Source organism: Streptomyces sp. NRRL S-350 (assembly GCF_000719705.1).
Taxonomy (GTDB): Bacteria; Actinomycetota; Actinomycetes; order Streptomycetales; family Streptomycetaceae; genus Kitasatospora.
The window spans coordinates 21,954-43,896 of record NZ_JOHO01000057.1; the positions used below are offsets into that span (position 1 = coordinate 21,954).

21 protein-coding genes are annotated in these 21,943 nt (G+C 73.1%); 2 read left to right on the forward strand and 19 right to left on the reverse strand.

What is annotated here, in order from left to right:
* Positions 1 to 142: 142 nt before the first annotated feature.
* From IF30_RS0132830 to hisI, 18 genes are all read right to left on the reverse strand, one after another.
* A complete protein-coding gene (locus IF30_RS0132830; RefSeq protein WP_030245304.1) occupies positions 143 to 1,009 on the reverse strand; it encodes a helix-turn-helix domain-containing protein in 867 nt (288 codons plus the stop codon).
* Positions 1,010 to 1,418: 409 nt separating this feature from the next.
* Entirely contained in the window at positions 1,419 to 2,879 is a 1,461-nt protein-coding gene (locus tag IF30_RS0132835; protein ID WP_030245305.1) for a glutamate synthase subunit beta, read from the reverse strand.
* A complete protein-coding gene (gene gltB / locus IF30_RS0132840) occupies positions 2,872 to 7,473 on the reverse strand; it encodes a glutamate synthase large subunit (RefSeq protein WP_199807971.1) in 4,602 nt (1,533 codons plus the stop codon). Before gltB ends, IF30_RS0132835 begins: the two co-directional genes overlap by 8 nt.
* Positions 7,474 to 7,913: 440 nt before the next feature.
* Positions 7,914 to 8,651, reverse strand: a complete 738-nt coding sequence (locus tag IF30_RS0132845) for a VIT1/CCC1 transporter family protein (RefSeq protein WP_030245310.1) — start codon at positions 8,649 to 8,651, stop codon at positions 7,914 to 7,916.
* Between the two features lie 147 nt (positions 8,652 to 8,798).
* A complete protein-coding gene (gene lgt / locus IF30_RS0132850; protein ID WP_030245313.1) occupies positions 8,799 to 9,821 on the reverse strand; it encodes a prolipoprotein diacylglyceryl transferase in 1,023 nt (340 codons plus the stop codon).
* 142 nt (positions 9,822 to 9,963) lie between these two features.
* Positions 9,964 to 10,827: a DsbA family protein gene (locus IF30_RS0132855; RefSeq protein WP_030245315.1), complete on the reverse strand. Its 864-nt coding sequence runs from the start codon at positions 10,825 to 10,827 to the stop codon at positions 9,964 to 9,966.
* Positions 10,828 to 10,908: 81 nt separating this feature from the next.
* Positions 10,909 to 11,427 (reverse strand): MauE/DoxX family redox-associated membrane protein, encoded by a 519-nt coding sequence (locus IF30_RS0132860; RefSeq protein ID WP_078891884.1) that lies wholly within the window; start codon positions 11,425 to 11,427, stop codon positions 10,909 to 10,911.
* Positions 11,428 to 11,629: 202 nt separating this feature from the next.
* Positions 11,630 to 11,863, reverse strand: a complete 234-nt coding sequence (locus IF30_RS0132865) for a hypothetical protein (RefSeq protein ID WP_030245319.1) — start codon at positions 11,861 to 11,863, stop codon at positions 11,630 to 11,632.
* 211 nt (positions 11,864 to 12,074) lie between these two features.
* Positions 12,075 to 12,887 (reverse strand): tryptophan synthase subunit alpha, encoded by an 813-nt coding sequence (gene trpA, locus IF30_RS0132870; RefSeq protein ID WP_030245321.1) that lies wholly within the window; start codon positions 12,885 to 12,887, stop codon positions 12,075 to 12,077.
* Between the two features lie 2 nt (positions 12,888 to 12,889).
* Positions 12,890 to 14,140, reverse strand: coding sequence for a tryptophan synthase subunit beta (trpB, locus tag IF30_RS0132875; protein WP_030245323.1), 1,251 nt, complete (start codon positions 14,138 to 14,140; stop codon positions 12,890 to 12,892).
* 50 nt (positions 14,141 to 14,190) lie between these two features.
* On the reverse strand, positions 14,191 to 14,340 hold the full coding sequence (gene trpM / locus IF30_RS50860) for a tryptophan biosynthesis modulator TrpM (RefSeq protein ID WP_420791178.1): 150 nt from the start codon (positions 14,338 to 14,340) through the stop codon (positions 14,191 to 14,193).
* A gap of 9 nt (positions 14,341 to 14,349) precedes the next feature.
* Positions 14,350 to 15,156, reverse strand: coding sequence for an indole-3-glycerol phosphate synthase TrpC (trpC, locus tag IF30_RS0132880; protein ID WP_030245324.1), 807 nt, complete (start codon positions 15,154 to 15,156; stop codon positions 14,350 to 14,352).
* A gap of 299 nt (positions 15,157 to 15,455) precedes the next feature.
* Positions 15,456 to 15,899: a DUF2752 domain-containing protein gene (locus IF30_RS0132885; protein ID WP_030245326.1), complete on the reverse strand. Its 444-nt coding sequence runs from the start codon at positions 15,897 to 15,899 to the stop codon at positions 15,456 to 15,458.
* Positions 15,900 to 16,018: 119 nt separating this feature from the next.
* A complete protein-coding gene (locus IF30_RS0132890) occupies positions 16,019 to 16,282 on the reverse strand; it encodes an HGxxPAAW family protein (RefSeq protein WP_030245328.1) in 264 nt (87 codons plus the stop codon).
* A 258-nt stretch (positions 16,283 to 16,540) separates the two neighbouring features.
* Positions 16,541 to 17,140, reverse strand: coding sequence for a TIGR02234 family membrane protein (locus IF30_RS0132895; RefSeq protein WP_030245329.1), 600 nt, complete (start codon positions 17,138 to 17,140; stop codon positions 16,541 to 16,543).
* Positions 17,141 to 17,166: 26 nt separating this feature from the next.
* Positions 17,167 to 17,625 (reverse strand): Uma2 family endonuclease, encoded by a 459-nt coding sequence (locus IF30_RS0132900; protein ID WP_051711719.1) that lies wholly within the window; start codon positions 17,623 to 17,625, stop codon positions 17,167 to 17,169.
* 20 nt (positions 17,626 to 17,645) lie between these two features.
* Positions 17,646 to 19,169, reverse strand: a complete 1,524-nt coding sequence (locus tag IF30_RS0132905) for an anthranilate synthase component I (RefSeq protein ID WP_030245333.1) — start codon at positions 19,167 to 19,169, stop codon at positions 17,646 to 17,648.
* A gap of 105 nt (positions 19,170 to 19,274) precedes the next feature.
* Complete coding sequence (gene hisI, locus IF30_RS0132910) at positions 19,275 to 19,646, reverse strand: phosphoribosyl-AMP cyclohydrolase (RefSeq protein WP_030245335.1); 372 nt, start codon at positions 19,644 to 19,646, stop codon at positions 19,275 to 19,277.
* Between the two features lie 142 nt (positions 19,647 to 19,788).
* On the opposite strand from hisI, the gene IF30_RS48840 reads away from it, so the two are divergent.
* Both IF30_RS48840 and IF30_RS0132920 read left to right on the forward strand, forming a co-directional pair.
* On the forward strand, positions 19,789 to 20,358 hold the full coding sequence (locus IF30_RS48840; protein WP_037901921.1) for a hypothetical protein: 570 nt from the start codon (positions 19,789 to 19,791) through the stop codon (positions 20,356 to 20,358).
* A gap of 26 nt (positions 20,359 to 20,384) precedes the next feature.
* Complete coding sequence (locus tag IF30_RS0132920; protein WP_030245337.1) at positions 20,385 to 21,038, forward strand: TIGR03085 family metal-binding protein; 654 nt, start codon at positions 20,385 to 20,387, stop codon at positions 21,036 to 21,038.
* 151 nt (positions 21,039 to 21,189) lie between these two features.
* On the opposite strand, the gene IF30_RS0132925 is transcribed toward IF30_RS0132920, so the two are convergent.
* Positions 21,190 to 21,943 (reverse strand): FG-GAP repeat domain-containing protein (locus IF30_RS0132925; RefSeq protein WP_037901923.1); only part of this gene is annotated, 754 nt, incomplete at its 5' end.

Sequence of the window (21,943 nt, forward strand, 5' to 3'; positions counted from 1 at the left end):
CCGCCGGCGCGGGAACGGTGCCCCAGGAGCCGCTGCCGCCGCACCACCGGCCGTCGAGGTGCTGCAGCGCCGACTCGGAGAAGTACGACCTCTGGTCCCCCTCGTGCGCCACGACCTGACGGCGCCTCATCACACCGCCGGGTCACAGCTCCTGGCGTACGGCGTGCAGCAGGTCCCGGGTGCGGGCGGGGTCCAGGCTGTCGGCGAGCAGGTCGGCCATGGCCTGCCCGTACTCGGCCACCTCGGCGGGCTTGTCCAGGTAGAGCGCGGTGGTGAACTGCTCCAGGTAGACGACGTCGGCGAGTTCGGGCTCGGCGAAGCCCAGCACCGTGAAGGCGCCGCTCTCGGCGCTGAGCCCGGCGTTGCCGAGCGGCAGCACCTGGAGTCGGACGTTGGGCAGTTCGCCGAGTTCCAGCAGTCGGTCCAGTTGGCCGCGCATCAGCTCGGGGCCGCCCCAGGGACGACGCAGCGCGGCCTCGTCCAGTACGGCGACCAGTCGGGGCGCGTGGTCTCCGGTGAGTAGGGCCTGGCGCCTGAGGCGGACGTCGACCCGGCGCTCGATCTCCTCGGCGCCGTGGTCGTGGCAGCCCGCGGTGATGACGGCCCGGGCGTAGTCGGCGGTCTGCAGGAGGCCGTGGACGAACTGGACTTCGTAGCTGCGGATCTCGGCGGCGGCCTCCTCCAGCCCGAGGTAGTTCTGGAACCAGCCGGGCAGCACGTCGCCGTACTCGTGCCACCAGGAGTTGGCGTTGGCGTCGCGGACCAGTCCGAGGACGGTGGCCCGTTCCTGCTCGGCGTCGATGCCGTAGAGGGTGAGGAGGTCGGCGACGTCGCGCTCCTTGAAGCCGACCCGGCCGAGTTCCATCCGGCTGATCTTGGATTCCGAGGCGCGGATCGAGTAGCCGGCTTCCTCCCGGCTGACACCCCTGGCCTCGCGGAGCTTTCGCAGCTGGTGGCCGAGCAGCAGGCGCCGTACCGTCGCGCTTCCGCCTGCCTGAGTCGTGCCCATGGAAGTAACCTCCGCACTCGCGCAGCCCCCCGGCCGTCGGCGGCAGTCTGCCACCTGGCACCGACGAGCAACAGCCTGTCCGGGTCGCATTCCGGCCGCTGTGAGAAGCCTGGGCGTCGGCTGTGAGCCGGCTCGGTCGCGGCAGTGGCGGTACGGGGAGGCGCGCCGTCGTTCCCGCCCGGGCCCCTCCCCCGCGAAACCTGCCCGGACCTGCCCGGACGTGCCTGGACGTGCCAGGACTGCCCATCGGGCTGCGTCTCCGGCCGGAGAACGCGACGGCGCCCGCCCTCCAACTGGTCGGGGAAGAGGGCAGGCGCCAGGAGACCGCGTTGGCCCGGCGACGCTGGCGGGGGCAGCGGGTTGAGCTCCCGGCGATGCGGCGCCGGGGGTTCGGGGGCCGGTCGGACCGTCAGACCACCAGGGGGCGGTCCGTGGGCCGGATCGGGGCGGGAAGCGGGGACTTGCCGCCCAGGTACGTGTCCACCGCGGCGGCGGCCGAACGGCCTTCCGCGATGGCCCAGACGATCAGCGACTGGCCTCGGCCGGCGTCTCCGCAGACGTACACGCCATCGACATTGGTGGCGAACCGGCCGTCGCGGGCAATGTTACCCCGCGCGTCGAGTTCGGCTCCCAGCTGCTCGACCAGCCCGTTCTTGACGTCCGTGCCGGTGAAGCCCATGGCGAGGGTGACCAGCTGTGCCGGGACGGCCCGCTCGGTGCCGGGGACGGGCTGGAACCGGCCGTCCTTGAACTCCACCTCGACGAGGTGCAGTTCCTGGACGTTGCCGTCCTCGTCGCCGGTGAAGTGGGTGGTGTTGACGGAGTAGATCCGCTCGCCGCCCTCCTCGTGCGCGGAGGTGACCTTGTACGTCATCGGCATGGTGGGCCACGGCTGGTGTCCGGGCCGCTCCTCGCTGGGGCGCGGCATGATCTCCAGCTGGGTCACGGACAGGGCGCCCTGCCGGTGGGCGGTGCCGACGCAGTCCGCGCCGGTGTCGCCGCCGCCGATGACCACGACGTGCTTGCCCTTGGCGCTGATCGGCGACTCGACGAAGTCGCCCTCCTGCACCTTGTTGGCCAGCGGCAGGTACTCCATGGCCTGGTGGATGCCCTTGAGCTCGCGTCCGGGCACCGGCAGGTCGCGGGCGGTGGTGGCGCCGGCGGCGACGACCACCGCGTCGAAGCGTTCGCGCAGCTGCTGTCCGGTGATGTCCTCGCCGACGTGCACGCCGGTGCGGAACCGGGTGCCCTCGGCCCGCATCTGCTCGATGCGGCGGTTGATGTGGCGCTTCTCCATCTTGAACTCGGGGATGCCGTACCGCAGCAGTCCGCCGATGCGGTCGGCCCGCTCGTACACGACGACGGTGTGCCCGGCGCGGGTGAGCTGCTGGGCGGCGGCGAGGCCGGCCGGGCCGGAGCCGACGACGGCGACGGTCTTGCCGGACAGCCGCTCCGGCACCTGCGGGGTGACGCCGCCGCGGTCCCAGGCCTTGTCGATGATGGTGACCTCGACGTTCTTGATGGTCACCGCGTCCTGGTTGATCCCCAGCACGCAGGCGGACTCGCACGGCGCCGGGCAGAGCCGCCCGGTGAACTCCGGGAAGTTGTTGGTCGCGTGCAGCCGCTCGATGGCACCGGACCAGTCGTCCCGGTAGGCGAGGTCGTTCCACTCGGGGATGAGGTTCCCGAGCGGGCAGCCGTTGTGGCAGAACGGGATGCCGCAGTCCATGCAGCGGCCGGCCTGCTTGCTGATGATCGGCAGGAGGCTGCGCTCGACGTAGACCTCGTTCCAGTCCCGCAGGCGGACGTCCACGGGTCGGCGCTCGGCCAGCTGCTTGGGCGTGGTCAGGAAGCCCTTGGGGTCAGCCATGTGCCGCCTCCATCATCTTGCGAGTGGTCTCGGCCTCGGAGAGGCCATCGCGCTCAGCGGCGTCCTTGGCGGCGAGCACGGCCTTGTAGTCGGTCGGCATGATCTTGGAGAAGCGGGAGACCCCGCTGCCCCAGTCCGCCAGGAGTTCGGCGGCGACGGTGGAGCCGGTCTCCTCGTAGTGCTGTTGGACGGTCTCGCGCAGCCACTCGCGGTCGCCGGCGGTCGGGGCCTCGATGCCCACCATGCCGTCGTTGACGTTGGCGGGGCGCAGGTCCAGGACGTACGCGATACCGCCGGACATGCCCGCCGCGAGGTTGCGCCCGGTCTCGCCGAGGATGACGACCCGGCCGCCGGTCATGTACTCCAGGCCGTGGTCGCCGACTCCCTCGACGACCAGGGTGGCGCCGGAGTTGCGGACGGCGAAGCGCTCGCCGGCCTTGCCGCGCAGGTGGATGCGGCCGGAGGTGGCGCCGTAGCCGATGGTGTTGCCGGCGATGACGTGGTTCTGCGCGTCGTTGCCGATGGCGGCGGCCTCGCGGGCCGGGCGGACGATGACGACGCCGCCGGACAGGCCCTTGCCGACGTAGTCGTTCGCGTCGCCTTCCAGCCGCAGCGTCACGCCGCTGGGCAGGAAGGCGCCGAACGACTGTCCGGCGGAGCCGGTGAAGGTGACGTCGATGGTGCCTTCGGGCAGGCCCTCGCCGCGGTACCGCTTGGTGACCTCGTGGCCGAGCATGGTGCCGACGGTGCGGTTGACGTTGCGGATCGGCAGCTGGATGCGGACGGCGTCGCCGCGCTCCAGGGCGTCCTCGGCCAGCTCGATCAGCTGGTTGTCCAGGGCCTTGTCGAGTGCGTGGTCCTGGGCGGTGGTGCAGTGGCGGGCCGTGCCCTCGGGCAGCGCCGGCACGTGGAAGAGCGGGGCCAGGTCGAGCCCGGCGGCCTTCCAGTGGTCGATCGCGGCCCGGGCGTCGATGTGCTCGGCGTGGCCGACGGCCTCCTCGATCGAGCGGAAGCCCAGCGAGGCCAGGATCTCGCGGACCTCTTCGGCGATGAACTCGAAGAAGTTGACGACGAATTCGGGCTTGCCGGAGAACCGCTCGCGCAGCACCGGGTTCTGGGTGGCGACGCCGACCGGGCAGGTGTCCAGGTGGCAGACGCGCATCATGATGCAGCCGGAGACGACCAGCGGGGCGGTGGCGAAGCCGAACTCCTCGGCGCCGAGCAGCGCGGCGATGACGACGTCGCGGCCGGTCTTCAGCTGGCCGTCGGTCTGGACGACGATGCGGTCGCGCAGCCCGTTGAGCAGCAGGGTCTGCTGGGTCTCGGCGAGGCCGAGCTCCCAGGGGCCGCCCGCGTGCTTCAGGGAGGTGAGCGGCGAGGCGCCCGTCCCACCGTCGTGTCCGGACACGAGCACGACGTCCGCGTGCGCCTTGGAGACGCCGGCCGCGACCGTTCCGACGCCGACCTCGGAGACCAGCTTCACGTGGATGCGGGCCGCCGGGTTGGCGTTCTTGAGGTCGTGGATCAGCTGCGCCAGGTCCTCGATGGAGTAGATGTCGTGGTGCGGCGGCGGCGAGATCAGGCCGACGCCCGGGGTGGAGTGCCGGGTCTTGGCGACCCACGGGTAGACCTTGTGGCCGGGCAGCTGGCCGCCCTCGCCGGGCTTGGCGCCCTGGGCCATCTTGATCTGGATGTCGTCCGCGTTGACCAGGTACTCGGAGGTGACGCCGAAGCGGCCGGAGGCGACCTGCTTGATCGCCGAGCGGCGCTCGGGGTCGTAGAGGCGGTCGGGGTCCTCGCCGCCCTCGCCGGTGTTGGACTTGCCGCCGAGGCGGTTCATCGCGATGGCCAGGGTCTCGTGCGCCTCGCGGGAGATCGAGCCGTACGACATGGCGCCGGTGGAGAAGCGCTTGACGATCTCGGAGACCGGCTCGACCTCGTCGACGGGGATCGGCTCGCGGCCGAGGCCGTTGAGTTCAAACAGGCCGCGCAGCGTCATCAGGCGGGCGGACTGCTCGTTCACCCGGTCCGTGTACTGCTTGAAGATGTCGTAGCGGCGGTTGCGGGTGGAGTGCTGCAGCCGGAAGACGGTGTCCGGGTCGAACAGGTGCGGCTCGCCCTCGCGGCGCCACTGGTACTCGCCGCCGATCTCCAGCGCACGGTGCGCGGCCGCGATGCCGGAGGCCGGGTAGGCCTTGGCGTGCCGGGCGGCGGTCTCGCGGGCGATCTCGTCCAGGCCGATGCCGCCGAGCTTGGTGGTGGTGCCGGCGAAGTAGCCGTCGACCAGCTCCTGGGAGAGGCCGATGGCCTCGAAGACCTGGGCGCCGCGGTAGGAGCCGACGGTGGAGATGCCCATCTTGGACATGACCTTGAGCACGCCCTTGCCGAGCGCCTTGATCAGGTTCTTGATGGCCTTCTCGGGCTCGACGCCCTCGATGAACACTCCCTGGGCGACGAGGTCCTCGACGGACTCCATCGCCAGGTACGGGTTGACCGCTCCGGCGCCGTAGCCGATCAGCAGCGCGACGTGGTGCACCTCGCGGACGTCGCCGGCCTCGACCAGCAGCGACACCCGGGTGCGCTGCTTGGTGCGGATGAGGTGGTGGTGGATCGCGGAGGTGAGCAGCAGCGAGGGGATCGGGGCGTGCTCGGCGTCCGAGTGCCGGTCGGAGAGCACGATGATCCGGGCGCCGTCGGCGATCGCGGCGTCGGCTTCGGCGGCGATCGCGGCCAGGCGGGTCGCCAGGCCTTCGCCGCCGGCGGCGACCTTGTAGAGGCCGGAGAGCGTGACGGCCTTGAGGCCGGGCTGGTCGCCGTCGGCGTTGATGTGGACGAGCTTGGCGAGTTCGTCGTTGTCGATCACCGGGAAGGTGATGCCGACGGAGCGGCAGGCGGCGGAATCGGCGGCGAGCAGGTTGCCCTCGGGGCCGAGGTTGGAGAGCAGCGAGGTGACGAGTTCCTCGCGGATGGCGTCCAGCGGCGGGTTGGTGACCTGCGCGAAGAGCTGCACGAAGTAGTCGAACAGCAGGCGCGGCTTCTCGCTGAGTGCGGCGATCGGCGAGTCGGTGCCCATCGAGCCGAGTGCCTCGCCGCCGGTGCGGGCCATCGGCGCGAGGATGACGCGCAGTTCTTCCTCGGTGTAGCCGAAGGTCTGCTGGCGGCGGGTGACGGAGGCGTGGGTGTGGGCGATGTGCTCGCGCTCGGGCAGCTTGGCGAGCTGGATCTGCCCGCTGGTGACCCATTCCTCGTAGGGGTGCTCGGCGGCGAGGGCGGCCTTGATCTCCTCGTCGGGGACGATCCGGTTCTCGTCGAGGCTGACCAGGAACATCTTGCCGGGCTGCAGGCGGCCCTTCTGGACCACCTTCTGCTGGTCGAGGTCGAGGACGCCGACTTCGGAGGAGAGCACGACCAGGCCGTCCTCGGTGACCCAGTAGCGGGCCGGGCGCAGGCCGTTGCGGTCGAGCACGGCGCCGATCCGGGTGCCGTCGGTGAAGGTGACGCAGGCCGGGCCGTCCCAGGGCTCCATGAGGTTGGAGTGGTACTGGTAGAAGGCGCGGCGGGCCGGGTCCATGGTGGCGTGGTTCTCCCACGCCTCCGGGATCATCATCAGCACCGAGTGCGGCAGCGAGCGGCCGCCGAGGTGGAGCAGCTCCAGGACCTCGTCGAAGGAGGCGGAGTCGGAGTGGTCGGGGGTGCAGATCGGGAAGATCCGCTCCAGGCCCTGGCCGTTGCGGTTGGCGGGGATGAGGTCGGTGGCGAGCTGGGACTCGCGGGCGCTCATCCAGTTGCGGTTGCCCTTGACCGTGTTGATCTCGCCGTTGTGCGCGACGAAGCGGTACGGGTGGGCGAGCGGCCAGCTCGGGAAGGTGTTGGTGGAGAACCGGGAGTGCACCAGGCCGATCGCGGAGGCGTAGGCGCGGTCCGACAGGTCGGGGAAGAAGGGTTCCAGCTGGCCGGTGGTCAGCATGCCCTTGTAGACGATGGTGCGCGCGGACAGCGACGGGAAGTAGACCCCGGCCTCGCGCTCGGCGCGCTTGCGGACCACGAAGGCGATCCGGTCGAGTTCGATGCCGGCCTTCTCGCCGTGGGCGAGGAAGAGCTGGCGGAAGCGCGGCATCACGCTGCGGGCGGTGGCGCCGAGCAGGTCCGGCGTGACGGGGACGTCGCGCCAGCCGAGGACGGTCAGGTCCTCCTCGGCCGCGATGGCCTCGATCCGTGCGACGGCGGCGGCGGCCGGGGCGTCCTCGTCCGGCAGGAAGGCGATGCCGACGGCGTAGGAGCCGGCCGCGGGGAGCTCGAAGTCGACCTTGCCGCGCAGGAAGGCGTCCGGGATCTGGGTGAGGATGCCCGCGCCGTCGCCGGAGTCCGGTTCGGCGCCGGTGGCGCCGCGGTGCTCCAGGTTGCGCAGGACGTTCAGCGCCTGCTCGACGATGGTGTGGTCGGCGATGCCGGTCAGCGTGGCGACGAAACCGACGCCACAGGCGTCGTGCTCGTTTCGCGGGTCGTACAGGCCCTGAGCAGCAGGTCGCGCATCCGGCACGAGCGCGTACGGCGGGCGGGCGGCGCCGGCCTGGGGCTCGTTGGCGGAGTGCATGGATGCAGACAGCATCGGCTCTCCCGTCGTCGTCTTTCGGCAAGGTGGTGCAGTAGGGACGACGTTGGCCCTGATGCGGTGGTGCGATGTCGTGCAAGTTACATGATGCCCACGATCCCGAGAAGCGGAATATCCCGTCCACATGCCGGGACGACGCGCAGGTCAGGGGGTGTGCGAGGAGGAGCGCGCCACGGTGCGCGTCCCGACGATTGTGCCCAACCGCCCCCGGCCCGAAACAGGGGCGAAACCGGATCGCCACAGAAGCCGATCATGGCCGCCTGGGAATCCATTCCGGGGAGGCCGGTCGCGGATGCGAATCCGCGGCTCCGGAGCCCGGATGGTGAGACTAGGCCAGGCGCCGCGAGGCACCCATGTGTGAAACGTCACGCGTTGCGCAGCATAGTCATGCACGGCTCCGGGGCTCCGGGCCCGCCCGGGACTCACCCCACGTGGCCGCCGATGAGCGAACCGAGCAGGTAGGTCACCCCGGCCGCGGCCCCGCCGAGCACCAGCTGCCGCAGTCCGCTGAACCACCAGCTGCGAGCCGTCACCCGGGCCACCACCGCGCCGCACAGGAACAGCCCGGCCGCCGCCAGCGCCAGGGCGGGCAGCAGCGTGGTCGCGCCCAGCAGGTACGGCAGCAGCGGCAGCAGCGCGCCGAGCGCGAAGCAGAGGAACGACGAGCCGGCCGCGACCAGCGGCGAGGGCAGGTCGGTGGGGTCGACGCCCAGTTCCTCGCGGGCGTGGACCTCCAGGGCCAGCTCCGGGTCGGCGGACAGCTGCCGGGCCACCTCGTGGGCGAGGTCCGGGTCCACCCCGCGCGAGACGTACAGCTGGGCCAGCTCGGCCAGCTCGCCGTGCGGGTTGCGGCTCAGCTCCAGCCGTTCGGCCTCGATCTCGGCCTGCACCAGTTCCCGCTGCGAGGCCACCGAGGTGTACTCCCCCGCCGCCATCGAGCAGGCACCGGCCGCCAGGCCCGCCAGCCCGGTCAGGACGACGGTGCCGTGGGACACCGCGCCGCCGACCACGCCGGTCATCAGCGCGAAGTTGGACACCAGCCCGTCGACCGCGCCGAACACGGCCGGGCGCAGCCAGCCGCCGTTGACGTCCCGGTGGTGGCCGGCCGCGGGTATCCGGGGCTGGTGTCCGGCCTCGGGCTCCAGGGTGGTCGCACTCATGGTCTCTTCCCCTCCGTCGTCGTTCGTCGCCCTGAACGTAACCCCCCTGACCTGCGCATTTCCAGCAAAGTAAGGCTGTCCGAACACCACTGAGGCCACCCTTCGCACGTCTCGCGAAGGGTGGCCTCAGCCGGGGAAAGCCCCAGGTCAGATCGGGTTCGTGGCGTCCTCGACGGCCTTGTCGGCGACCACGGCGGCCGGCCCGGCGGCCGCGGACCGGGCCGGCTTCTTCCCGTCCGCGTCCTTCCCGGCCCCGGCGTCGGCCTTCTCCACGGTCCCGGCGTCCGTCTTCTGCTCGGGCCCGGCGTCCGCCTTCCCGGCGTCGGCGTCCTCGTCCAGGTGCGCGGCGGGGTCGATGCTCGCCGGGTCCTCCCGGCCGGGCCGCTTCCTGCCGACGATCACCAGGTACGCCACGGCGCCCAGGAACACCAGGATCGACGTCCAGTCGTTCAGGCGCAGGCCGAAGTAGACGTGGGCCTCGTCGATCCGCAGCCACTCGGTCCAGAACCGGCCCACCGTGTACGCGGCGACGTACAGCGCGAACGCCCGGCCGTGGCCCAGCTTGAAGCGGCGGTCCGCCCAGATCACCACCAGGGCGACGATGACGCACCACAGCGACTCGTACAGGAAGGTCGGGTGGTAGACGCCCTTCACGACCTCGCCGTCGGGCAGCGTCTTGTGGATCTCCAGGCCCCACGGCAGCGTGGTCGCGCGGCCGTACAGCTCCTGGTTGAAGTAGTTGCCCCAGCGGCCCATCGCCTGGGCGAGCGCGATGCCCGGCGCGATGGCGTCGGCGTACGCGGGCAGCGGCACGCCCCGGCGGCGGGCGCCGATCCAGGCGCCGACCGCGCCCAGCGCGATCGCACCCCAGATCCCGAGGCCGCCCTCCCAGATCTTGAGGGCGTTCCAGGGGTTCTTCCCCTCGCCGAAGTACAGCTGGTGGTCGGTGATCACGTGGTACAGGCGGCCACCGACCAGGCCGAACGGCACGGCCCACACGGCGATGTCGCCGACCGTGTGCTTGGCACCGCCCCGGGCGACCCAGCGCTTGCTGCCGAGCCAGACGGCGACGACGACACCGAGGATGATGCAGAAGGCGTAGGCGCGCAGCGGGACCGGTCCGAGGTACAGGACGCCCCGCGACGGGCTGGGAATGTAGGCGATATCCATGGCAGTTCCGACGCTACAGGGTCCGTGGCCCCGGTCGGACACCCCCTGGGTCACAGATACCGAACAGCAATGGGCGCGGAGCGACCGCCGCCCCCTCCGGACGGGGAGGGGGCGGCGGTCGCGCCAGGCCGGCCGGGCGGGCTCAGCCGGCGGCCGGCGAGGGGTTGTTGGCCTCCGAGGCGGCGCTGGTCGGCGCCGGCGTCTGCCCGTGCGAGCCGGCCGTGCCCAGTTGCTTGCCCTGGTTGGCGGCGTCCACCCACTTCGCCAGGTTCGCCGGGGTGATCTCGTCGTTGCCGTTCTTCGGGTAGATCGGCTGGCCGTTGAGCAGCACGGTCGGGGTGGACTTGTAGCTGGACTTGTCGAAGTCCTGCTGCACCGAGGACACCCAGCCGCCGAACTTGTTGTCGTTGACGCAGGCTTGGAACTCCGGCGTGTCCAGGCCGTCGACCTGCTTGGCCAGGTTGAGGAGGACGGCCTTGTTGCCGAAGGCGTCGCTGGTCTCGTCCGGCTGGTTGCGGTAGAGCACGTCGTGGTAGTCCCGGAAGTGCCCGGCGTCCTGGGCGCAGGCCAGCGCGTTGGCGCCGGTCTTGGAGCCCTTGCCCGGCACGGCCCGGTCGATGAACGACACGATGTGGTAGTTGGTGTAGACCTTGCCGGCGTCCTCCAACTGGTCGACGGTCGCCGAGAATTCACGCTCGAAGGTGCCGCAGGCGGGGCAGCGCGGGTCCTCGTAGACGGTGAGCACGGAGGGCGCGTTGCCGGCGCCGACCGGAATGACCAGGTTCTTGTCGCCGATGGTCCCGGCCGGCGCCGCCGCCGGGGTCTCCGGCTTGGAGCGCTGGTTCTGCACCACGACGCCGACGACCACGGCGGCGGCGATCACCGCGAGCACGGCGCCGCCCACGATCAGCTTCTTCCTGCGCCGGGCGGAGGCTTCCTCGGCCTCCCGCTGCTCCAGCATCCGCTCGCGGGCGGTGCGCTTGCCTTCTCGGTTCTTCTCGCTCATTGCCTTGACATCCACGGTCGGGGCCTTCGTCGGGTGCGGGGTGGGGTGGGGGTGGGGGTGGGGGTGGAGGGGGCCGGAGGGTCAGCTCGCCAGCCAGCCGTCCACCGAGAGCCGGGTGCGGGGCCGCCACAGCAGCCACCCGGCCGGCAACAGGAACCCGGTGTCGCGCAGGATCTCCTGCGCGTACGTGGTCTGGGACTCGTCGACGTGCCCGCCGCCGCCGAAGCAGCCGCAGTCGATCGAGATGCCGCGCGCCCAGGCGGAGGCGATACCGGCGATGAAGACGAGCAGCAGCAGGGCGGAGACCCCGGCGACCAGCCGGACGCCGAGGCCGATCAGCAGCAGCAGGGCGAGCGCCAGCTCCAGGAAGGGCAGGCCGTAGCCGATCGGTTTGACCAGGCTCTCGGGCAGGATCTCGTAGGCGCGGACGGCCTGGGCGGCTTCCGCCGGGTCGGCGATCTTGGCCAGGCCGGCCCAGCCCCAGACCACCGCGAGGCCGAGCCGTGCGGCCGTGCCGAGCCACTCGCTCCAGGCCGGCACCGGCCGCCGCGCCCGCGGCGTGGGCGCCGGCTCACCGGGCTGCGCTGCCGGGCCGGCCATCAGGGGACCCCCCTCGGGAAACTCGTTCACTCGCTGATGAACCGCGGGGGAGGGAGGGGGGTTCCTCCGGATTCGGGAATTAAGCCGGATAGGTGACGCCGGGGGATGGTCTGTCCGAATCCGCCGAACGCCCGTACGCCAGTGGCACCGTCCGTCAGCGGCGCCGGTGATCAGCGGCGCCGTCCGTCAGTGGCAGCGTCGGTCAGTGGCACCCCGGCATGCGCGCCGGGTCGAACAGCTCCGGATACCCGTGCCCCGCCCGCTCGGCGGCGTCCCAACGGGCCGCCTCGGCACAGGCGACCGCCTCCCGCTCCGCCCGCTCGGCCCCCCGCTTGGCCAGCGCCTGCCCCACCTCGGTGTGCGCCCCGACGGCGGCCCCCAGAGCCAGCGCGGCCGCCGCCGCCCGCAGCAGAACGGCCTGATGGAAACCTCGCACCGGCTCACCCCTTCGCTCGCTCCGCTGGCTCCGTGCACCTCGTCCGTTCAGTCGTCCCTCCACTCAACGCCGGTCAACCGCGGCTGATGCGTGTGCCCGCGACGGTTCACTCGTTCGGGGCGCCCCGAAGTCGACGCGCCCCGCCCCGAGACGACGGCCCGCCACTCCGAGGGGAGTGACGGGCCGTCGACCGACCGGTGCCGACCGCATGTCAGCGCCTGCGCACGCCCTCCGCCAGCTCACCGGCCAGCGCGCGCACGGCGTCCAGCGCCGCCGCCTCGTCGTCGCCCGCGTCCAGGATCCGCTTCACGAACGCGGAGCCGACGATCACGCCGTCCGCGAACCGTGCGACCTGCGCCGCCTGCTCGGCGGAGGAGACGCCGAGCCCGACGCAGACCGGCAGGTCCGTGGTGGCCCGGGTGCGGGCGACCAGGTCCTCGGCGAGCGAGCCGACCGCGGACCGGGCACCGGTCACGCCCATCACCGCGGCCGCGTACACGAATCCGCTGCCCGCCGCCGTGACCTCGGCGAGCCGGGCGTCCTTGCTGCTGGGGGCGACGACGAACACGGTGTCCAGCCCGTGCGCCTGCGCCGCCTCGCGCCACTCCTGCGACTCCTCCACCGGCAGGTCCGGCAGGATGCAGCCGGCCCCGCCCGCGGCCGCCAGGTCGGCGGCGAAGCGCGCCGGGCCGTACCGGTCCACCGGGTTCCAGTACGTCATCACCAGCACCGCCACCCCGGGGTGCGCCGAGGCGGCCTCCTGGACGGTGCGCAGCACGTCCTTGATCCGCACGCCGCCGCGCAGCGCGATGTCGTCGGCGGTCTGGATGACGGCGCCGTCGAGCACCGGGTCGGAGTGCGGCAGGCCGACCTCGACCACGTCGCAGCCGCCCTGGATCAGCGCGTCGATCGCGCGGATGCCGCCGTCGACGGTCGGGAAGCCGGCCGGCAGGTAGCCGATCAGCGCGGCCCGGTCCTCCGCCCTGGCGGCGGCCAGGATGCCGCTGAGCTTGGAATCGGCCATGGTCAGTTACCCCCCTTGGCGGAGCCGGCGCCCGGCTCGTCGTACAGGCCGAAGTACTCGGCGGCGGTGTGCATGTCCTTGTCGCCGCGCCCGGAGAGGGAGACCAGGATGGTGGCCTCCGGCCCGAGCTCGCGGCCGAGTTCCAGGGCTCCGGCGAGCGCGTGGGCGCTCTCGATGGCCGGGATGATGCCCTCGGTGCGGGACAGCAGCCGCAGGGCCTGCATCGCGGCGTCGTCGGTGACCGGGCGGTACTCGGCCCGGCCGGTGTCCTTCAGCCAGGCGTGCTCCGGGCCGACGCCCGGGTAGTCGAGGCCGGCCGAGATCGAGTGCGACTCGATGGTCTGGCCGTCCTCGTCCTGGAGGACGTAGGTGCGGGAGCCGTGCAGCACGCCCGGGTCGCCCTTGGTGAGGGTGGCGGCGTGCTTGGGGGTTTCGGCGCCCTCGCCGGCGGCCTCGCAGCCGATCAGGCGGACCCCGGCGTCGGGGATGAACTCGTGGAAGATGCCCATCGCGTTGGAGCCGCCGCCGACGCAGGCGACCACGGCGTCGGGCAGCCGCCCGGTCCGGTCGAGGACCTGCCGGCGCGCCTCGACGCCGATGACCCGGTGGAAGTCGCGGACCATCATCGGGAACGGGTGCGGCCCGGCGACGGTGCCGAACAGGTAGTGGGTGGAGTCCACGTTGGCGACCCAGTCGCGGAACGCCTCGTTGATGGCGTCCTTCAGCGTGCGGCTGCCGGACGTGACGGCCACCACCTCGGCGCCGAGCATGCGCATCCGGGCGACGTTCAGCGCCTGGCGCCGGGTGTCGACCTCGCCCATGTAGATGGTGCAGTCGAAGCCGAACAGCGCGCAGGCGGTGGCGGTGGCCACGCCGTGCTGGCCGGCGCCGGTCTCGGCGATGATCCGGGTCTTGCCCATCCGCTTGGTGAGCAGGGCCTGGCCCAGCACGTTGTTGATCTTGTGCGAGCCGGTGTGGTTCAGGTCCTCGCGCTTGAGCAGGACGCGTGCGCCGCCCGCCTCGGCGGAGAAGCGGTGCACGTCGGTCAGCGGGCTGGGACGCCCGGTGTAGTCCTTGAGCAGGGCGTCGAGTTCGGCCGTGAAGGCCGGGTCGGTCTTGGCCTTCTCGTACTCCTCGGCGACCTGCTCGACCGCGGCGACCAGCGCCTCGGGGATGAAGCGGCCGCCGTACGCGCCGAAGTAGCCGCGCGCGTCCGGCACCTGGGCACCGGGCAGGTAGTCCTTCTCGGACATGTGGATTCCCTTGGGGAGGTTGGATGACGGTGACGTCCGATCGGCTGGTCTCAGCCGCGCGTCACGCGCCATCGCCGCCCCGGCACCTGTCCGGGCTCACAGCCGATCACGTACCGCACCCGACGCCCCAGCGCCCGGCGCGCGGGCGCGCGGCAGCCGCGCGGGCGGCAGCCGGGGGCGAGTCGGGAGGCGATCTTCATCGGGCCGGGTCAGTCCTTGTGCCGGACGGCGGGGTGCGTCCCGGCGGCGACCAGGTCGGCGACCGCGGCGCGCGGGTCCTTGCCGGTCACCAGGGATTCGCCGACCAGCACCGCGTCGGCGCCCAGGTTGGCGTAGTTGATCACGTCCAGCGGGCCGCGGACCCCGGACTCGGCGATCTTGACGATGCCGTCCGGAATGGCGTGGACCACGTTCCCGAAGGTGTTGCGGTCGACCTCGAGGGTCTTCAGGTTGCGGGCGTTGACGCCGATGATCCGCGCCCCGGCGTCGACCGCGCGCCTGATCTCCTCCTCGTCGTGGGCCTCCACCAGCGGGGTGAGGCCGATCGACTCGGCGCGCTCGATCAGCGACACCAGGGCCGGCTGGTCGAGGGCCGCGACGATCAGCAGCGCGAGGTCGGCGCCGTGCGCGCGCGCCTCCCACAACTGGTAGGCGGTGACGATGAAGTCCTTGCGCAGCAGCGGGGTGTCCACCGCGGCGCGGACGGTGTCCAGGTCGGCCAGCGATCCGCCGAAGCGGCGCTGCTCGGTCAGCACGCTGATCGCGGCGGCCCCTCCCGCCGCGTAGTCGCGGGCCAGGGCGGCCGGGTCGGCGATCGACGCCAGGGCGCCCTTGGAGGGGCTGGAGCGCTTCACCTCGCAGATCACCCGGACCCCGTCGCCCTTGAGGGCGGCCACGCCGTCCTTGGCCTCCGGGGCCTTCGCGGCGAGCGCCTTCAGCTCGTCCAGGGAGACCCGGGCCTGCCGCTCGGCGAGGTCCTCGCGGACCCCTTCGATGATCGAGTCGAGCACACTCACTCAGGAGCCCCCATCTTTTCTGCCAGTTGGCCAGCGAGAGGGCGGGCAGGAGCCCGCCGGCAGTTCGATGGTATCGGCACCCGGAGGTGCGGGGCGCATCGCCCGGAACGCGTCTCGCGGACCGGACGCCCGCTCCGGCGGCCCTCAGCTGCGGATTCACCGGTCCTCCACCCGCGCCCGGGCGGGCCCGGCGAGCCCCGGGACGGCCCGGGACGACCCGACACGGCTCGGGGTTACCCGACACGGCTCGGGACGGCTCGCGGCGTCGGCCGGGTAGCAGCAGGTGCGGGGAGGCCCGGTCAGAGCAGCGGCGGCGCCAGGCCCGGGCCGACCGGCGAATTGCGCACCACCGTGAACACCAGCACCAGCAGCATGATCAGTGCCCACCGCCGGCCTCCGACGGTGATCCCGGGCGGCCGGCCGCCGGTCAGCGCGGCCCACGTCCAGCGCAGCCAGAGCACCGCCAGCACGCCGAACAGCAGGACGGCGAGGGCGTTGTCGTGCAGGGCGCCGGTCAGGTCACCGTGGGCCAGCGCGTGGACGCAGCGCAGCCCCCCGCAGCCGGGGCACCACCAGCCGGTGGCGGTGAGGAACGGGCAGTCCGGGTAGTGCCCGGGGGCGTTCGGGTCCACCACGGCGACGTACGCGGCGGGGACGGCCGCCGCCGCCGACGCGGCCAGTGGCGGGCCCAGCCGGCGCAGCACGGGCGGCGGGGCGGAGGCGGTGGTGGGGGCTGCGTTCACGCCCCGATTGTGCCCGCGCCCGGGCCCGGGGACGACGAAACGGCGGGCGCGGCGCGCCCGCCGTTCGGTTGTGCGAAAGGCGTGTCGTACGGAGGTGTGCCGTACGGGAGGACCGGTCGTCAGGCGGTGGCGACGGCGCGGGCCTCGCGGGCCTGGACCTGCTCCTCGGCCGACTTGTAGACGTTGGTGCTCGGCTGGCGGCCCATGCCCGCCATCGACATGGCCTTGCCGACGATGCCGCCGAGCAGCACGACCGCCAGGCCGGCCCAGACGAGCAGCACCGACGGCAGGATCATCGCGACGCCCGCGATGCCGAAGCCGACGAAGGAGATGACGACGCCGGTCCAGGCGGCGGGGGTGTGGCCGTGTGCTGCTGCTGCCATCTGAATGGTGCTCCTTGGCTCTCGGGGCCCGGCCGGGCCTGCGGGGCCGCCGGCGGGTTGACGGGTTCCATTGTGCCGGGCCACACACGGACGGCCCAAAGCGGGTGGTGCGTCTATCGCGTCACATGCGCAGGACAGTGGCCGCGGGGTTCGACGGAGCGGCCGCGGGGCCCGGACGGTACGGCCGGGGGGTCAGACGGCCGGGGGGTCAGACGGCCGTGGGGTCAGACGGCCGTGGGGTTCAGACGGCCGTGGGGTTCAGACGGCCGTGGGGTCCTCGCCGCGGTCCAGCGCCTTCCACAGGTCGCCCGGCGTGTCGGCCTTCGCCGGGGCCTTGCGGGTGGGCGCCTCGTAGCGGCTGCCCATGGTCGGCCAGCGGCGGCCGTGCCGCAGGGTGATCAGCCCGGCGACGGCCAGCAGCACGCCGCCGACCACGGCGACCCACGGCCAGCCGGTGTGCGAGACCTCGGTGGCCGCCGAGCCGGTCAGGGCGAGCTTGCGGGCGGTTTCGGTGTCCAGCGCGGCGGTGTCGCCCGCCCCGGCGGCCGCGGCGGCGGCCGCGCCGATGCCGGCGAGCAGGGTCAGCGCGCCGACCGCCAGCCGGCCGGCGCCGCGCACCGCGAACACCGCGACGGCCGCGGCCAGGCCCACCAGGGCCAGCCCGCCGGGCAGTTCGGAGATCCTGCCGCCGGTGACGGAGACGTCCAGGGTGCCGGCCCGGCCCTCGGCCCAGGTCCGCCCGGCCGCGGTCAGCACCAGCACGGCGCTCAGCACCGTCAGCAGCAGCATCACGCCGAGGGTGCGGCGGCCGGGGGCGGCGGGGGCAGGGGCGGGGGCAGGGGTCTGGTCGGCACTCACCCGTCCACTATCCCCCGCCGGACGGCTCAGCCCGTACCCGGGGTGGGGAACACGTCGGTCCGCAGCACCGCCGTCCGCCCGCCCAGGGGCAGGAACAGGTCATTGCCGAACGGCACCCGCTCGGCCTCCCGGTAGACCCCCTCGGGGGACGGCGCGGTGTGCACGGTGCAGACGGCCGCGGCCGGGTCGACGACCACGTACAGCGGGACGCCGCCGGCCGCGTACACCCGCCCGGCCTCCGCCAGGCCGGGCCGGGCCACCTCCAGCACCGCCTCGACCCCGGCCGCGCCGAACCGGCCCCGCTCGCCCCGCGCCGCGTCCGGGGCGAGCACCGCGAGGTCCGGGGCGAGGCCGCCGGGCGCCCCCGGGAAGTCGAGCAGCACGCCGGACAGCACCCGGCCGTGGCCGGCCGGCTGCTCGCCGAACTGCCCGGCCGCGCTGAGCACGACCGCCCAGCGCAGCTCGTCGAACGGCACCTCGGGCATCCGGCCGCCTCCCTCGCGCCTCAGGACGATTCCGGCCTCCGCAGCGTATTGGCGGTGGCGACGGCCCGCAGCACGGCGGCCGCCTTGTTGCGGCACTCGGTGTCCTCGCCGTGCGGGTCCGAGTCGGCGACGACGCCCGCGCCGGCCTGCACGTACGCGGTGCCGTCGCGCAGCACCGCCGTACGGATCGCGATCGCGGTGTCGGAGTCCCCGGCGAAGTCCAGGTAGCCGACGCAGCCGCCGTACAGGCCGCGGCGGGTGGGCTCCAGCTCCTCGATGATCCGCATCGCCCGCGGCTTGGGCGCGCCGGAGAGGGTGCCGGCCGGGAAGCAGGCGGTCAGCACGTCGAAGGCGGTCCGCCCGGGCGCGACCTTGCCGGTGACGGTGGAGACGATGTGCATCACGTGGCTGTAGCGCTCGATCTGCATGAAGTCGACCACCTCGACGCTGCCCGGCTCGCAGACCCGACCGAGGTCGTTGCGGCCGAGGTCCACCAGCATCAGGTGCTCGGCCCGCTCCTTGGGGTCGGCGAGCAGTTCGGCGGCCAGCGCCGCGTCCTCGTGCGGGGTGGCGCCGCGGTGCCGGGTGCCGGCGATCGGGTGCAGCATCGCCTCGCCGTCGGTGACCTTGACCAGTGCCTCCGGGCTGGAGCCGACCACGTCGAAGCCGCCGTCGGCGGTGCCGTCCGGCCCGGGGAAGCGGAACAGGTACATGTACGGGCTGGGGTTGGTGGTGCGCAGGACCCGGTAGACGTCCAGCGCGGAGGCCGGGCAGGGCGCCTCGAAGCGCTGCGAGGGCACCACCTGGAACGCCTCGCCGGCCCGGATCCGCTCCTTGATCTCCTCGACGGCCGCCCGGTACGGCTCGCCGCCGAAGGGCGAGCGCACCTCGCCGGGGCCGGCCGGGGTGAAGGTGGCCAGGCCCGGGTCGACCGGCCGGAGGAGGTCGGCCTCCATCGCGTCCAGTCGGCCCACCGCGTCCGCGTAGGCCTCGTCCACGCCGCTGGCCCGGTCGTTGTGGTTGACGGCGTTGGCGATCAGCAGGACCGTGCCGTCGGCGTGGTCGAGCACCGCGAGGTCGGTGGCCAGCAGCATGGTCAGCTCGGGGAGCTTCAGGTCGTCCGGGTTCAGGTCGGGCAGCTTCTCCAGCCGGCGGACGATGTCGTAGCCGAGGTAGCCGACCAGGCCGCCGGTGAGCGGGGGCAGGCCGTCGTCCTCGTGGCGCGGGGTGTGCAGCGTCTCCAGTGCGACCCGCAGCACCTGCAGCGGGTCGCCGTCGGTGGGGATGCCCACGGGCGGGGTGCCGAGCCAGCGGGCGTCGCCGTCCGGGCCGGCGGTGAGCGTGGCGGCGCTGCGCACGCCGACGAAGGAGTAGCGCGACCAGCTGCGGCCCTGCTCGGCGGACTCCAGCAGGAAGGTGCCGGGCCGCTCCTGCGCGAGGCTGCGGTAGAGGCCGATCGGGGTGAGCCCGTCCGCGAGGAGCCTGCGGGTGACCGGGATGACCCGGGTGTCGACGGCGAGCTTGCGGAAGGCTTCGAGGTCCATGCGGGGCGGCACCTTCTTGAGTTCCGGCGTAGGTCCCGGGAGCGGGATCAGGGAAGTGGGATCAGGAGGGTCGGATCAGGTGGGGCGGGGTCGGGGAAAGCGGGCTCAGGCGAGCGGGAGCACGTCGGCGTCGAAGCAGGTCCGGTCGCCGGTGTGGCAGGCCGCGCCGCTCTGGTCGACCTTGACCAGCAGGGTGTCGCCGTCGCAGTCCAGCGCCACCGACCTGACCGCCTGGACGTGTCCGGACGTGTCCCCCTTGACCCAGTACTCGCGGCGGCTGCGGCTCCAGTAGGTGCAGCGGCCGGTGGTGAGCGTGCGGTGCAGCGCCTCGTCGTCCATCCACCCGAGCATCAGCACCTCGCCGGTGTCGTACTGCTGCGCGATGGCCGGGAGCAGGCCGTCCTCGGTGCGCTTGAGCCGGGCGGCGATCTCGGGGGCCAGGGCGGTGGTGCCGGGAGTGGCGGGTGTGGTGGACATGGGGCCATTGTGTCAGCCCGGTCGGGCCGTACGGCGGGTCCGTCCGACCGGCGGCCCGCACCGCCCGCCTCCGATCCGCCGTACGGGGCGAGTTCGGCCAACCGCCTGCCGGGCCGGCCCCCCGTGGGCCATCCTCGTGGCCATGACCTCCGAGCAGCCGCCCGCAGCCGCCGCCCGCCCCTCCCGCGGCCTGGTCCTCACCGCCGTCGCCGTACTGGTCGTCCTGCTCGCCGTGGTGGCCACCGCGGCGCTGTGGCCGGACGAGAAGAAGCCGGCCGCCGCGCCGCCCCCGCCCACCCCCACGGCCACCCCGACACCCACCCCCACCCCGACGCCGACCCCCACCAAACCGCCGCCGCCGTACGCCTACTTCGCCGTCGGCACCTGCTTCGACCACCCCCAGCTGAGCCCGGTGATCACCAAGGCCGAGGAGCGCCCCTGCGCCGGCGAACACGACGGCGAGGTGATCGCCGACCTCAGGCTCGCCGACGGCCTGACCGGCGAGATCCCGATCGCCCTCGCCATGCGGGACGGCTGCAAGGAGGCGGAGGCCGCCGCCAAGGCCAGGCAGACCGACGGAAAGTCCTACTACGGGCGGCAGTTCGGCCCCGCCATGGCCAACTACCAACAGGGCTGGCGGGACTACACGTGCACCCTGACCGCCGGCAACAAGCAGGGCGCCCCCAAGCTGACCGGCCACCTCCACCCGTAGGGCCGGACACGTCCTAGGCTTCCCCCATGTCGAACCACGCCCTCGCCGAACGCCACCGGCTCACCGAACTCCTCGTCGCCGCAGGCCCCGACGCCCCCACCCTCTGCGCCGGGTGGACCACCCGGGATCTCGCCGCCCACCTGGTGATCCGCGAGCGCCGCCCGGACGCGGCACCCGGGATCAGGCTCGGTGCGCTGGCCGGCTGGACGAAGCGGGTCCAGGACGGCTACGCCGAGCGGCCGTACGAGGACCTGGTGCGGCTGTTCCGCTCCGGCCCGCCGGTCTACTCCCTCTTCGCCCTCCCCGGCGCCGACGAGGCCGCGAACACCGTCGAGTACTTCGTCCACGCCGAGGACGTCCTGCGCGCGGCCGACGACTGGACGCCGCAGCCGGTCCCGCCCGGCCGCGCCGAGGCCCTGTGGCGGCGGCTGCCGATGCTCGCCCGGCTGGAGGCCGGCCGCCGCTCCCCCGTCCGGCTGGTCCTGGAGCACCCCGACGGCCGGTCCCTCAGCGTCGGCCCCGCCGGCTCCCCCACCGTCCGCCTCACCGGCGAGCCCGGCGAACTCGTCCTCTTCACGTACGGCCGGGGCGACCGCACCACCCTGGACGTGGACGGCGCCCCCGACGCCGTGGAAGCGCTCCGCCACGTCCTGCCGCTGCCCGCGCAACAGGGCAGGTAGACCCTGGGCACCGACCGCCGGCGCCCCGGGCGGTGCTGACGGACGCACAGCGGCGGGCCCGCCGGGCCGGGTTGTTCCCCGACCGGCGGGCCCACCGGACTGGTGCCGGACCGCTACCGGACCCACCGGGCCAGTGCCGTCCGGCCCTCGGTCACCAGCCGCCGGAGCCGATCTCGGTGCGGGAGGCCAGGCCGTTGCCGGTGCCCTTGTAGAGGTAGAGCTTTCCGGTCTCGCCCGGGGCGGACTCCACCGCCGCCAGGTCGCCGATGCCGTCACCGGTGAAGTCCGCACCCGCGTAGTCGGAGATGCCGTTCCACCCGCCCGAACCGATCTCCACCCGGTCACCCAGGCCCCTGCCCGTCCCCGGGTACAGCCACAGCTTGCCCGTCGACTTCTCCGTGGCCACCAGGTCGGCCCGGCCGTCCTTGTTCATGTCGCCCGGGCTGACGATCTTGCTCATTCCGTTCCAGCCACCCGAGCCGATCTCCACCCGGCTGCCCAGGGCCCCGCCGAGGCCGGGGTAGAGGAAGAGCTTTCCGGTCGAGGTCTCCGTCGCCACGACATCGGCCACGCCGTCGCCGTTGAAGTCGCCGACGGCCGTGTTGTCCATGCCGTTCCAGCCGCCGCTGCCGAGCTCGACCCGGCCCTCGATGCCGTGGCCGTTGCCCGGGTACAGCCACAGCTTGCCGGTCGACTTCTCGGTCGCGACGATGTCGTCCCCGCCGTCACCGTTCAGGTCGCCGACGGCCAGGTTGCTCATGCCGTTCCAGCCGCCGGAGCCGATCTCCACCCGGCTGCCCAGGGCTCCCGTCCCGGTCCCCGGGTAGGAGAACAGCTTGCCGGTCGACACCTCCACGGCGACCAGGTCCTTCCGGCCGTCACCGTTGAAGTCACCCGCCGTCAGG

What these genes read in the sequence shown, in the direction of transcription:
- lgt (WP_030245313.1), bottom strand. Translation starts at nt 9,821, where the DNA reads ATGGATATCGCCTACATTCCCAGCCCGTCGCGGGGCGTCCTGTACCTC.
- IF30_RS0132890 (WP_030245328.1), bottom strand. Translation starts at nt 16,282, where the DNA reads ATGGCAGCAGCAGCACACGGCCACACCCCCGCCGCCTGGACCGGCGTC.
- trpA (WP_030245321.1), bottom strand. Translation starts at nt 12,887, where the DNA reads ATGGCCGATTCCAAGCTCAGCGGCATCCTGGCCGCCGCCAGGGCGGAG.
- gltB (WP_199807971.1), bottom strand. Translation starts at nt 7,473, where the DNA reads ATGCACTCCGCCAACGAGCCCCAGGCCGGCGCCGCCCGCCCGCCGTAC.
- IF30_RS48840 (WP_037901921.1), top strand. Translation starts at nt 19,789, where the DNA reads ATGACCTCCGAGCAGCCGCCCGCAGCCGCCGCCCGCCCCTCCCGCGGC.
- IF30_RS0132920 (WP_030245337.1), top strand. Translation starts at nt 20,385, where the DNA reads ATGTCGAACCACGCCCTCGCCGAACGCCACCGGCTCACCGAACTCCTC.
- IF30_RS0132905 (WP_030245333.1), bottom strand. Translation starts at nt 19,169, where the DNA reads ATGGACCTCGAAGCCTTCCGCAAGCTCGCCGTCGACACCCGGGTCATC.
- hisI (WP_030245335.1), bottom strand. Translation starts at nt 19,646, where the DNA reads ATGTCCACCACACCCGCCACTCCCGGCACCACCGCCCTGGCCCCCGAG.
- IF30_RS0132855 (WP_030245315.1), bottom strand. Translation starts at nt 10,827, where the DNA reads ATGAGCGAGAAGAACCGAGAAGGCAAGCGCACCGCCCGCGAGCGGATG.
- IF30_RS0132835 (WP_030245305.1), bottom strand. Translation starts at nt 2,879, where the DNA reads ATGGCTGACCCCAAGGGCTTCCTGACCACGCCCAAGCAGCTGGCCGAG.
- trpB (WP_030245323.1), bottom strand. Translation starts at nt 14,140, where the DNA reads ATGTCCGAGAAGGACTACCTGCCCGGTGCCCAGGTGCCGGACGCGCGC.
- IF30_RS0132900 (WP_051711719.1), bottom strand. Translation starts at nt 17,625, where the DNA reads ATGCCCGAGGTGCCGTTCGACGAGCTGCGCTGGGCGGTCGTGCTCAGC.
- IF30_RS0132830 (WP_030245304.1), bottom strand. Translation starts at nt 1,009, where the DNA reads ATGGGCACGACTCAGGCAGGCGGAAGCGCGACGGTACGGCGCCTGCTG.
- trpM (WP_420791178.1), bottom strand. Translation starts at nt 14,340, where the DNA reads ATGAAGATCGCCTCCCGACTCGCCCCCGGCTGCCGCCCGCGCGGCTGC.
- IF30_RS0132845 (WP_030245310.1), bottom strand. Translation starts at nt 8,651, where the DNA reads ATGAGTGCGACCACCCTGGAGCCCGAGGCCGGACACCAGCCCCGGATA.
- IF30_RS0132860 (WP_078891884.1), bottom strand. Translation starts at nt 11,427, where the DNA reads ATGGCCGGCCCGGCAGCGCAGCCCGGTGAGCCGGCGCCCACGCCGCGG.